This is a genomic window from bacterium SCSIO 12643 (genome assembly GCA_024398135.1).
GTDB lineage: Bacteria > Bacteroidota > Bacteroidia > Flavobacteriales_G > Salibacteraceae > CAJXZP01.
This window is the reverse complement of sequence record CP073750.1, coordinates 682,268-694,760: the sequence shown is the minus strand read 5'-3', so window position 1 is coordinate 694,760 and position 12,493 is coordinate 682,268. Positions and strand designations below refer to the sequence as shown.

Genomic DNA, 12,493 nt, shown 5'->3' with positions numbered 1-12,493 from the left:
ATGTATAAGAATATATTTAAGCCAGCTTTTGATTTTATGCTCTCACTAATTGGGTTTGTTCTGCTATTACCAGTGTTTTTAATTGTTATGGTAGCATTATTTATTGCTAATAGTGGTAAGCCATTCTTTTTTCAGGCTAGACCGGGTAAGAATGAACGGATATTTAAGGTGATCAAATTTAGAACGATGAATGATAAGCGTGATGATGAAGGTAATTTACTTCCAGATTCTGAAAGGCTTACTAAAATTGGAAAGTTTGTTAGAAAAACTTCGTTGGATGAGATTCCGCAATTACTTAATGTTATTAAAGGTGATATGAGTTTAATTGGTCCAAGACCTCTATTAGTAGAGTATTTGGAACTATATAACGAAGAGCAAAGGTTAAGACATACGATTCGCCCTGGAATTACGGGGTGGGCACAAGTAAATGGTAGAAATACGATTTCCTGGGAGGATAAGTTCAAACATGATGTTTATTATGTAAAAAATGTGAGTTTGAAGTTTGATATTATTATCTTGTACAAAACATTGTATAAAGTTATCGCATCACATGGTATTACAGCACCTGGTATGGCAACGACAACTAAATTTAAAGGTAATAATTAAATAAGATGGCTATGAATAGAATTGCGGTTTTTGGAGCAGGTGGCTTCGGTAGAGAGGTATTAATGCTCATCAACCAGATTAATAGGGTAGAGAAAAAATGGGATTTTATTGGTTTCTTTGATGATGGTCATGAAAAAGGTACTCTTGTAAATGGCTACGAAGTTTTGGGAGGAATTGAAGACTTAAAAATGGTAAAAGATTCTATTAGCTTGGTTTTGGGTGTTGGAAGTCCGAAGGTGAAAAAAGATGTTTTGGTACAACTCAATCAAAATACAATGCTGTCTTATCCAACATTAATACATCCAAATGTTGAAATCGGTGAGAACTATAAAATGGGAAATGGCTGTATTATAACAGCTGGTTGTATTTTAACTGAAAATTTTGAGCTAGGTGATTTTGTTACGCTAAATCTATGTTGTACGGTAGGTCATGATGCAGTTATAAAGAATTATTGCTCATTTATGCCGAATGTAAATATTTCAGGAGAAACATTTTTTAGTGAAGGTGTTTATGTAGGGACTTCGGCTACAATTATCAATCAAAAAAAGATAGGTGAATGGGTAACAGTGGGAGCGGGCGCAGTTATAATTAGAGATGTCCCTAATAAAGTGACTGTAGTAGGTAACCCGGGAAGGGTTTTGAATATTTAGGTAATATGTTAAACTAACCCTTAGACGTTTTAAAGATTATTTGTTTATTTGTATCGAACCTAAGTGTAAAATATGAGTATTCAAAATCCAAAGATATGGTTATCATCGCCTCACATGGGGGATGAAGAGTTAGAAAATGTAAAGGATGCATTTGAAAATAATTGGGTGGCTCCTGCTGGGCCAGCTATTCATCAATTTGAAAAAGATTTAGCGAAGTATTTTAATGTGCATGATGCTGCTGCTTTAGCTTCTGGAACTGGTGCTTTACATCTGGCTTTGGTGAATTTAGGAGTGAAGAGAGGTGATGAGGTTATTTGTCAATCTATGACCTTTGCAGCATCTGCAAACCCTATTACATATCTTGGAGCGAAACCTATATTTATTGATTCTGAAAGTAATACGTGGAATATTGACCCTGAAGTTGTTAGGCAAGTTGTTGTTGATAAAATAGCAAAGGGGAAGAAGCCGAAAGCGATTATTGTGGTGCATTTGTATGGAATGCCTGCTAAAATGACAGAATTGGAAAACATATCAATGGAATTTGATATCCCTATTATTGAGGATGCAGCTGAAGCAGCCGGGTCAACCTATTTAGGTAAGAAATGCGGCTCATTCGGAAGAATGGGAATAATGAGTTTTAATGGAAATAAAATTATTACTACAAGTGGTGGTGGTGCCTTATTAAGTAATGATTGGCATACTATTTCCCAAGCTAGATTTTTAGCTACTCAAGCAAAAGATAATGCGCCTCATTATCAACATTCACAAATTGGATACAATTATAGAATTTCGAACATTTGTGCCGCAATTGGAGTCGGACAAATGAAAGTCTTAGACAAGAGAGTGCAGCAAAGAAGGGCTAATTTTGACTTTTACTATGAGAAGTTAAATGACCTTCCAGGTTTATCATTTTTAATGGAACCTGATGGACATTTTTCAAATAGATGGTTAACCGCAATAGTTGTTGAGCCAAAGTTGTCTAATGGTGTTACGAGAGAGAGAATTCGTCTTACACTTGATGCTGATAATATTGAATCCAGACCGTTATGGAAGCCACTTCATATGCAACCAGTTTATAAGTATGCAGAATACTATGGAAATGGAGTAGCCGAGAATCTTTTTCAGCATGGTCTGTGTTTGCCATCCGGTTCTAATTTGACTCAGAGTGATTTAAATAGAGTTGTTGGTATTATTAGAGAGGTCTTTAATGGCTCTCATGAAGATGATAAAGGTGTTACGATGTCCAAAATTGCCTAACAGGTGGATGTTAAAATTAAATTACATAAACTTTTAATTGGTAAGAGAGTATTCATTTCTACAGCGGAAAGTTGTACCGGAGGTAATATAGCTGGTCAAATCACTTCTTCAAGTGGTAGTTCTGAATATTATTTAGGTTCGGTCGTATCTTATTCTAACGAAATTAAAGAACGTGTTCTTGGAGTAGATAGTAAAGACTTGTCTAATTATGGTGCGGTAAGTGAACCTGTTGCAAAGAGTATGGCGGATGGAGTCAGACGATTGATGCAAACGGATTACGCTATCTCGACTACCGGAATTGCGGGACCATCTGGAGGCTCAGAGGAAAAACCTGTAGGAACTGTTTGGGTAGGACTGGCTTCTAAATCAGATGTGTACGCTATTAAATATGTGTTTTTGGGTGATCGAAAGTCTGTTATAAAACAAGCAACACAAAGTGCATTAGAATTACTTTTAAAAGAATTAAAAAAGGATTTGAAAAAATCAAAATAAATGTTGTATATTTGCAGCCCCTTATAAGTAGGGTGAATTATAACAAGAAGAAAAGATGGCTAATATTTGTCAAATAACAGGAAAGAAGAGAATGTCGGGAAACAATGTTTCTCACTCACGTGCACATACTAAGAGAGTTTTTAAACCAAATCTTCAGTTAAAGAAATTTTATATTCCGGAAGAGGATAAATGGATTACTTTAAAAGTTTCTACTTCTGCTATTCGCACCATCAACAAAAAAGGAATTACCGCTTGTTTGAAAGAAGCAAGAGCAAAAGGTTATTATAAAGGATAATAAGGAGATTGAATCATGGCAAAGAAAAAAGGAAATAGAGTTCAAGTAATACTTGAGTGTACAGAGCATAAAGCTTCTGGATTACCAGGAACATCTCGTTATATCTCTACTAAGAATAGAAAGAATACTCCGGACAGAATGGAATTGAAAAAATACAATCCTATTCTTAAGAGAATGACAGTTCATAAAGAGATTAAATAAACCTAAATTATAAGAAATGGCTAAGAAAACAGTAGCAACGTTAGGTAAAGGTGGTGCAAAGAGCATTACTAAAGTTATTAAGACAGTTAGATCACCAAAAACTGGGGCATATATGTTTGAAGAAAAACTTGTGCCAACTGACAAAGTAAATGAGTTCATCTCAAAATAATTAAGAAAATTAATTACAGAAAAGCTTCTTTGGATTCTTCTAAAGAAGCTTTTTTTTTGAATTATTAAATTCAGATAGATTTCAATGTACATTTGTGTCGCTAAATGGGGGAATTAAGTAGGAATAAATAATATTGATATGGGTTGGTTGAATATATTTTCTAAAGAAAAGAAGGAAAAACTCGATAAAGGGTTGGAAAAAACCAAGGAGGGTTTTTTATCTAAAATATCTAGAGCCGTTGCGGGAAAAGATACTGTGGATGATGAAGTGCTGGATGATTTGGAAGAGGTATTGGTAACTTCAGATGTGGGGGTAGAAACAACTCTTAAGGTGATTGAGAGAATTGAGGAAAGAGTAGCAAAAGATAAATATGTAGGAACTTCAGAATTAAATAGAATTTTACGTGAGGAAATTGCTGAACTTTTAGAAGAGAATGGTTCTAAGGGAGTAGATGATTTTGAAATTCCAAATGTAGAAGGTCCTTACGTGATCATGGTGGTAGGTGTAAATGGAGTTGGAAAAACAACTACGATTGGTAAGTTGGCCAATCAATTCAAAAGTAAAGGATTAAAGGTGATGCTTGGAGCTGCCGATACTTTTAGAGCTGCTGCAGTAGATCAAATCAAAATTTGGGGAGAACGTACTGATATTCCAGTTGTATCTCAAGGAATGGGGGCAGATCCTGCATCAGTGGCATATGATACCATATCCTCAGCGGTTGCGAATGATGTTGATGTTGTCATTATAGATACTGCTGGTAGATTACATAATAAAATTAACCTGATGAATGAGCTGTCAAAGATCAAAAACGTGATGAAAAAGGTTCATGCTGATGCTCCACATGATGTCATGCTCGTTATTGATGGCTCTACTGGTCAGAATGCTTTTGAACAGGCTAAAGCCTTTACAAAAGCAACCGAAGTGACTTCATTAGCTGTAACAAAATTAGATGGTACGGCTAAAGGCGGAGTCGTTATTGGGGTTTCAGATCAGTTTCAAATTCCGGTGAAATATATAGGAGTAGGAGAAGGTATTGATGATTTACAAGTTTTTAATAAGCTTGAATTTGTTGATTCATTATTTGGAGGAAAGAAATAACAATAATTCATGAAGACAGGTAAAAAGCGTACGTCATCCGTGAACGTTGTCACTCTAGGATGTTCGAAAAATATCTTTGACTCTGAGGTTTTAATGGGGCAATTAAAAGCTTCAAATGTCAGTGTGGGGCACGAAGAAGATTCTTATGGTGCGGATACTGTTGTTATAAATACATGTGGTTTCATAGGTGATGCCAAGCAGGAGTCCATTGATACGATTTTAGATTGGGTAGACGCTAAAAAGAATGGTGATGTTGAGAAAGTCATTGTCATGGGCTGTTTATCTGAAAGATATGCAGATGATTTAAAAGGGGAAATCCCGGAAGTTGATTCCTGGTTTGGTACCAAGGAACTACCAAGATTATTAAAAACGCTAAAGGCTGATTATAAAAAAGAATTGGTTGGTGAACGGTTATTAACTACCCCTACACATTACGCATATTTCAAAATTTCTGAGGGTTGTGATCGTACATGTTCTTTTTGTGCGATTCCAATTATGAGGGGAATGAATGTATCTACTCCAATAGCAGAATTAAAAAAACAAGCGAGGCGGTTGGCAGCAAACGGAACTAAAGAGTTATTGTTGATAGCACAAGATCTTACTTATTATGGAATTGATTTAAATGGGAAGAGACAATTAGCTGATTTATTGCGTGAGCTTAGTGAAGTAGAGGGCATTGAATGGATCAGACTACATTATGCATATCCGTCAGCATTTCCAAAAGATGTTTTGGATGTGATGCAAGAAAAATCAAACATTTGTAACTATTTAGACATGCCTCTTCAGCATATTAGCAATAGAATGTTAAAGAGTATGCGAAGAATGATCACTAAAGAAAAAACGATTTCTTTAGTTGAAGAGATAAGAGAGCGTATTCCAAATATTGGTTTGAGAACAACATTGATTGCAGGGTACCCTGGAGAAACAGAAGAAGATTTTCAGGAAATGTATGACTGGGTAGCGGAAACGAAGTTTGATAGACTTGGGATATTTGCGTATTCACATGAGGAAAATACTTCTGCATTTAATTTAGAGGATGATGTCCCGGATGAGGTGAAGAAAGAGCGTGTAGACAAAATTATGGAGTTACAGAGTGGGATTTCACATGAAAAAAATAAATCCAAAATTGGACATACACTTCGAGTACTTATAGATAGAATTGAATCTGGATTTTACGTTGGAAGAACTGAATATGATTCGCCTGAAGTGGATAATGAGGTATGGGTGACCATGGATGACGAACACTATCTATCGATCGGTGATTTTGCAGATGTACAGATTACAGATGCCGAACCTTATGATTTGTTTGGTGTTGTAGCAAGATAAAGATTATCTTGAGGCTCGTAAATGATTTATTTTGAGTAGGGTTAATGATTATTTTGAAAAAGTAGCTGTATTACAGGCTGCAATAAATGCGGGAAAGGCAATCCTTGAGATTTATCAAAAAAATGATTTTGAACCAGAACTAAAGTCAGATAATAGTCCTTTAACGATAGCCGATCAAGAATCTCACAATATTTTAGAAAAGTGTCTAAATGCACAATTTAAACTTCCGATTTTAAGTGAAGAGGGGCGCTCTGTTTCATTTGAAGAAAGAAAGAAGTGGAAAACTTATTGGTTAATAGATCCTTTGGATGGTACTAAAGAGTTTATTAATCGGAATGGAGAGTTTACGGTTAATATTGCTTTAATAGAAGATAATATTCCAGTGGAGGGCATAATTTATGTACCTATGAGCCGAACCTTGTATTTTGGAAGTAAATCTCATGGTGCGTTTAAAATTGAGAATTGCCCCAATAATCTTAATGAGGTTGACCGGGTTGATATAGTAAAACTTCCTATAATGACTTCTCGTGATGAATACGTAATTGTAAGTAGTAGATCACACATGAGCGATAGAATTCTTGATTATGTTACCGATGCGGAAAAGCAACATAATAATGTAGGATTGATCTCAAAAGGTAGTTCTTTAAAGTTTTGTATGATAGCGGAGGGAAAAGCAAATGTGTATCCACGTTTTAGCCCCACAATGGAGTGGGATACTGCTGCTGGTGATGCAATTTGTAGGGCAGCAGGATTTTATGTTTTGGACTATACTACAAAGGAAGAATTAAGATATAATAAGTCAGAGTTATTAAACCCACCATTTATTGTTTGTAATAGTATTGGATAAAGATTTGTTAACTGGCTAAAATATCCAACTTCAATCTATCGAATGATTATTTTTGATTACGAAGATCAAAAACATATATGACAAAGGTTTCAATATCGTATGACCAGGCAAAAATGTTGTCTAAAATTACCAGAGCTTATCTAAATGATGACCATTCGGTTCGACATCTATATAATTTACCCTCAACACCTGAAAGTGTTCCGGAAATAATCAGACAGCGAAAAAAAATGCTCTCATGTGATAGGTTAGAGCTTGTTAGAGAGTTAGAAAGTCAATATTCGGGAATCAAATTGGGAAAAAGAATTGCGAAGAATATTCAGTATCTTAAAGAGGAAAATTGTTATACGGTAGTTACCGGACACCAGCTCAACCTTTTTTCTGGGCCATTGTATTTTATATATAAAATTATTTCTGCGATAAAAACTGCAGATGATTTGAATCAAATGTATCCAGATTACTCATTTGTTCCAGTGTATTGGATGGCAACAGAGGATCATGATTTTGAGGAAATCAATCATACATATATATCTGGAGAAAAGGTGCAATGGAATACTAACCAATTTGGAATGGTTGGTGATTTCAAATTGGACAAGATTGAAAACGTTTTTGATCAGCTAAAAAAGCTCTTGGATGATTCGTTGTTTGATGAAGAGATATTAAATAGTCTTAAGGCTGCGTATTTAGGAAAAAAGAATCTTGCAGAAGCGACACGATGTTTGGTGAATTCTTTATTTCAGGACTATGGCTTAATTATAGTTGATGGTAATAGTCCTAATTTGAAAAAGCGATTCGCTGGAATAGTTGAAAAAGAATTATTAGAGACTAATTCTTATAAGCTGGTTTCAGAATCAATCGAATCATTTTCTAAAGAGTTTAAAGCCCAGGTTAATCCTAGAGAACTTAATTTATTTTATGCTACGGAAAATTTGCGTGAACGAATTGTAAAAACTGAATCGGGATTTGAAGTAGTTAATACAGACATCATTTTTACACAAGAGGAGATATTGACTTTGCTAAAAAAGTATCCGGAGAGGTTTAGTCCCAATGTAATTTTGAGACCTCTTTATCAGGAGATTGTTTTGCCTAATATAATGTATATTGGTGGAGGAGCAGAATTAGCGTATTGGTTAGAGTTAAGATCTCTTTTTAATCATTACAATGTATCTTATCCATTATTACAGATTAGAAGTTCTTATGCAATTTTAAGTTCTAGCGTATTAAAGAAGATCGGAAAGTATAATATACCGTGGGAGAGTTTGTTTTTAAAGAAAGAGGAACTACTTAAATTGATATTAGCGGATGACATCCCATTAGGGGAAGATTTTGTACAATATAAAAAAGAACTTAAAAAGGAAACAGAGCTGCTGATATCTAAAGTTAGAGGTGTTGATAAAAATATTGAACATTCGGTAAATGCCAGACAAAAGAAAATCTTTAATGAACTCTCAAAACTTGAAAAGAGCATTTATAGATCTGTGAAAAAACAGCATGTAGATAAAGTAAATTTAGTAGATACTATTCGAGAAGAAGTTTTCCCAGGGAATGTTTTTCAGGAAAGAAGAGTAAATGTGGTTGATATGCTAAGAAAATATGGAACGGGTTTTATTGATATGCTCTATCAACAATCAGATAGTTTCGATAGAACTATATCATTAATACATATATGACGTAATTATTCGAATTAATAAAACAAAAAAAGAGCCGCATTAGCGGCTCTTTTTTTGTTTTATTTTCTGGATAACATTAGTTACTAATGTAGATTCTTTTAGTAGATAGCTTACCATTCTCTCCATAAGCTTTTACAAAATAAACCCCTGATTGGTATTCCTCAACATTGATAATGTGAGAATTATTTGATTTGTTTGATAGGTAAGTAATTTTACCTAAAACATCATAGATTTCAACTTTATCAATATTCGTTTTGCCTAACGCATTTACATTGACAAAACCATCTGTAGTATAGATGGAAACATTTAGCTCATTTGTTAACTCACTAACTGAAGTTACGTTGTTTGTTAAATGCAAGAAAAAGCGATTGTCGAATGTTTCGGATTGAGCAGTTGAAAAGGCGTAATTTGAATTTTTCAAATTTGTAAAACTTCCATTAACCTTATCCTCTAATACCACATCAATATTAGCCCCAATCATGTTTAACGAATCAATATTGATTTCATAGTTTCCTGCATCTGGAGTCTGAACATAGACTCTTACAGTTTTTGTTTGATTTTCCTCAATTGGTTTAATACCATTAAAAACAAATAACTCAGTATCAATATAAGTCGCTAAATTAAAGTTGTTTGGATTAGGTAATTTAAACGCATCATGAACTGGATCCAATCCATCCGAACTATTTGGATCTAGGACAATTTGAATATTGTCAGAAAATTGAGGTGCTGTCATAGAAATATAGATAGTTTGATTACTATTTCTAAAAGTAGTAGAGTATCTAGATCTCATACTATTGGTGAAATTCAAAGATCCTAATAAACCATCTGTGGTAGAGACTGCATTAATAAAAAATCCTTGACAAGCTGAAATAACAAATCCTGAAGTTGGATTATATGTCTCATAAGCGCCACTATTACCATTATAGATGTAAACAGCATTGATTAAACTAGCATTATTTGCATTTTGCAGAAATTGATTAATCCATAAACCACCTGGATAAGGATTCCCAACAATATTCCAGTCATTTCCTCCTGCAACGGAAACACTAGAACCATAAACAGAAACATTGATGTTTCCATTGTTTAAACTAGATCCAGATAAAGTTCTAGTCGTATTACTAGCATCTCCAGGAATAAAATAACCTCTACCAACATCCATATTTCCATCTGGAGTTCCCTCAGGAGACGAGATTACATTAGCACTCTGAAATGTAACAGAATTACCATTACATGTTGTACTAAAAGGTACACTATAGTCACTTTTCCACTCTTGCGTTGTTGCCTGAAATGTGTAGACATCACAAGGGTTGACACCTGTAAATGTTCCTAAAATATCTGTCGTAGAACTAAATGGTGTAGACCAAACATTGTATTTATTATTTGTATTTTCCCCAGTCATAGTATGATAAACAGTACCCGTAACAGATAAACTACCCGTACTTGTGATACGAACACTGCCATTATCATTGATATATAAATTACCACCAACGGTCACGGCACTAGTAGTAATATTTATATAAGATGAATTGCTGATATAAACATCGTTAACCAAATCACTTGGAGCAGGAGTCCATGCCTCATTTTTAATGATTAGGTTTTCGGTTGGAGTTACGTGGTTAATTCTTGGAACATCCCATGTATTATTATAGATACTCACAGTCCAGTGAGTAAGATCATCTACACTCAAAGATTCAACACTTCCAGGATTGCAATCAGAAATACTGGTATTTGATTGATTATTCCCTAAAAAAGAACCTACAGGACATTGGTATAATCTAGTTCCGGGTGTGATTCCATAGCCGGTAGTATTATCTAAGGCAGTTGCTGAAGCATCGTTTAAAGTAAAGGTAACTCCACTTGTGGTCGATAAAACATTTCCAGAATTGTAATAACCTACAGAAGCACCAAGCGTAACGCCCCATGAAGATTCAAAACTTGCTTGAGCTGTATTTTTAGCGATAATGAAAAATCCATTCGCAGGAATTGTACCGGTTATTGTAACAGTAGATCCTACAGAAGGAACTAATGTATAGTTGTTAAGATTAATCGCTGATCCAGTAGTATTATATAATTCAACATAATCATCACTAGAAGCCGATGATCTAAAACCAACTTCCGAAATGACAACCGTTTGAGCCATCTGAGCCAACGGAATAAATAATAATAGTACTAGTGCGGCTTTTTTTGTAAGTGTTTTGATCATAGTAGTTTGTTTTGTTCAGAAATTAATTACCTGCAAATGTAACATTTATATGCCTAAAATGGAAATATATATAAATAATGTAATTAAAGATAACTAAGAGTATAAGTAGATTTCTACGAGAATTTTACATTTGCGCATGCAAGAAAAAATCATCATTTTAGACTTCGGTTCGCAATATACTCAGTTAATTGCAAGACGTGTTAGAGAGCAGAATATCTACTGCGAGATACATCCATTCAACAAAATTCCTGAATTAGATGCTGATACAAAAGGTGTAATTCTTTCAGGTAGTCCTTCCTCCGTTAGGGATGCTGACCATCCGGTTCCAGAATTAGATAAGATTCCTGAAAATTTGCCACTTTTAGGTGTGTGTTATGGGGCACAATTTTTAGCGCAAACACATGGCGGAGATGTTTATCCATCTAAAACCAGAGAATATGGCCGTGCGAATTTATCATTTGTGGATAGCGAGAATGTTTTGATGAAAGGGATTTCTCATAATTCTCAAGTGTGGATGTCGCATGGTGATACCATTAATGTTCCACCAAATGGAGCTACAGTGATTTGTAGTACTGAGGATGTCAAAGTTGCGGGTTACCAATTTGATGGCGTGAATATTTTTGGAATTCAATTTCATCCTGAAGTATATCATTCAACTGAAGGTTCCATTCTTTTGAAAAACTTCCTGGTTGATGTTTGTGGATGTTCTCAAGATTGGACTCCCGATTCTTTTGTGGATAGCACGGTTGCTGAGTTAAAAGAAAAACTTGGAAATGATAAAGTGGTGTTAGGTCTTTCCGGTGGTGTAGATTCTTCTGTGGCTGCTATGTTGTTACACAAAGCGATTGGACAGAATCTATATTGCATTTTCGTAAATAACGGTTTACTTAGAAAGGATGAGTTTAAAAGTGTATTAGAGCAATATCAAGGTCTAGGGTTAAATGTGAAAGGGGTAGATGCCAGTAACAAGTTTTATGATGCATTAGCTAACCTGGAAGAGCCTGAAAAGAAAAGAAAAGCGATTGGAAACGCGTTTATTGAAGTTTTCGATGAAGAGGCGCATTTAATCGAGGATGTTGTTTGGCTTGCTCAAGGAACCATTTATCCGGATGTGATTGAGTCTGTTTCTGTAAATGGCGGTCCATCAGCAACTATTAAATCGCATCATAATGTAGGTGGTTTGCCGGACTTTATGAAATTGAAAATTGTGGAACCGTTAAGGAGTCTGTTTAAGGATGAGGTAAGACGTGTAGGTCGAGCGATGGGCTTATCAGATGAATTGTTAGGACGTCATCCTTTTCCAGGACCAGGTTTAGCAATTCGTATTTTAGGGGATATTACAGCAGAAAAGGTACGCTTGTTGCAAGAAGTCGATGCAATATTTATCAATGGATTGAAATCTAATGGGTTGTATGATAAGGTGTGGCAGGCTGGAGCTATTTTATTACCGGTGAAATCTGTAGGGGTTATGGGAGATGAAAGAACCTACGAGAATGCTGTGGCTTTGAGAGCTGTAGAGTCTACGGATGGAATGACGGCAGATTGGGTACATTTGCCTTACGAGTTTTTGGCAAAAGTGTCTAACGACATTATCAATAAAGTTCAGGGGGTTAATAGAGTGGTATATGATATCAGTTCAAAGCCACCAGCTACTATTGAATGGGAGTAGGATCATAGATAGT

At 35.1% G+C, this 12,493-nt stretch carries 13 protein-coding genes; 12 read left to right on the top strand and 1 reads right to left on the bottom strand.

The window, feature by feature from the left end; genetic code table 11:
- The 11 genes from KFE94_03060 (at nucleotide 1) to bshC (ending at nucleotide 8,608) form a co-directional block, all read left to right on the top strand.
- On the top strand, nucleotides 1-606 hold the full coding sequence (locus KFE94_03060) for a sugar transferase (GenBank protein UTW67110.1): 606 nt from the start codon (nucleotides 1-3) through the stop codon (nucleotides 604-606).
- 11 nt (nucleotides 607-617) lie between these two features.
- Complete coding sequence (locus KFE94_03055; protein ID UTW67109.1) at nucleotides 618-1,256, top strand: acetyltransferase; 639 nt, start codon at nucleotides 618-620, stop codon at nucleotides 1,254-1,256.
- Nucleotides 1,257-1,328: 72 nt separating this feature from the next.
- On the top strand, nucleotides 1,329-2,513 hold the full coding sequence (locus tag KFE94_03050) for a DegT/DnrJ/EryC1/StrS family aminotransferase (GenBank protein ID UTW67108.1): 1,185 nt from the start codon (nucleotides 1,329-1,331) through the stop codon (nucleotides 2,511-2,513).
- A 3-nt stretch (nucleotides 2,514-2,516) separates the two neighbouring features.
- Nucleotides 2,517-3,005, top strand: a complete 489-nt coding sequence (locus KFE94_03045) for a CinA family protein (GenBank protein ID UTW67107.1) — start codon at nucleotides 2,517-2,519, stop codon at nucleotides 3,003-3,005.
- 55 nt (nucleotides 3,006-3,060) lie between these two features.
- Nucleotides 3,061-3,300, top strand: a complete 240-nt coding sequence (gene rpmB / locus KFE94_03040) for a 50S ribosomal protein L28 (GenBank protein UTW67106.1) — start codon at nucleotides 3,061-3,063, stop codon at nucleotides 3,298-3,300.
- Nucleotides 3,301-3,315: 15 nt separating this feature from the next.
- Nucleotides 3,316-3,501, top strand: a complete 186-nt coding sequence (gene rpmG / locus KFE94_03035) for a 50S ribosomal protein L33 (protein ID UTW67105.1) — start codon at nucleotides 3,316-3,318, stop codon at nucleotides 3,499-3,501.
- A gap of 16 nt (nucleotides 3,502-3,517) precedes the next feature.
- Nucleotides 3,518-3,670, top strand: a complete 153-nt coding sequence (locus KFE94_03030; GenBank protein UTW67104.1) for a DUF4295 domain-containing protein — start codon at nucleotides 3,518-3,520, stop codon at nucleotides 3,668-3,670.
- 138 nt (nucleotides 3,671-3,808) lie between these two features.
- A complete protein-coding gene (ftsY, locus tag KFE94_03025; GenBank protein UTW67103.1) occupies nucleotides 3,809-4,768 on the top strand; it encodes a signal recognition particle-docking protein FtsY in 960 nt (319 codons plus the stop codon).
- A gap of 9 nt (nucleotides 4,769-4,777) precedes the next feature.
- On the top strand, nucleotides 4,778-6,094 hold the full coding sequence (gene rimO, locus KFE94_03020) for a 30S ribosomal protein S12 methylthiotransferase RimO (GenBank protein UTW67102.1): 1,317 nt from the start codon (nucleotides 4,778-4,780) through the stop codon (nucleotides 6,092-6,094).
- A 31-nt stretch (nucleotides 6,095-6,125) separates the two neighbouring features.
- The gene (gene cysQ / locus KFE94_03015) at nucleotides 6,126-6,941 is read left to right on the top strand and encodes a 3'(2'),5'-bisphosphate nucleotidase CysQ (protein UTW67101.1); all 816 of its coding nucleotides are present in this window, start codon (nucleotides 6,126-6,128) and stop codon (nucleotides 6,939-6,941) included.
- Between the two features lie 77 nt (nucleotides 6,942-7,018).
- On the top strand, nucleotides 7,019-8,608 hold the full coding sequence (gene bshC, locus KFE94_03010; GenBank protein ID UTW67100.1) for a bacillithiol biosynthesis cysteine-adding enzyme BshC: 1,590 nt from the start codon (nucleotides 7,019-7,021) through the stop codon (nucleotides 8,606-8,608).
- A 76-nt stretch (nucleotides 8,609-8,684) separates the two neighbouring features.
- On the opposite strand, the gene KFE94_03005 is transcribed toward bshC, so the two are convergent.
- Entirely contained in the window at nucleotides 8,685-10,811 is a 2,127-nt protein-coding gene (locus KFE94_03005; protein UTW67099.1) for a lamin tail domain-containing protein, read from the bottom strand.
- 136 nt (nucleotides 10,812-10,947) lie between these two features.
- On the opposite strand from KFE94_03005, the gene guaA reads away from it, so the two are divergent.
- Nucleotides 10,948-12,480, top strand: a complete 1,533-nt coding sequence (gene guaA, locus KFE94_03000) for a glutamine-hydrolyzing GMP synthase (GenBank protein UTW67098.1) — start codon at nucleotides 10,948-10,950, stop codon at nucleotides 12,478-12,480.
- Nucleotides 12,481-12,493 lie beyond the last annotated feature (13 nt).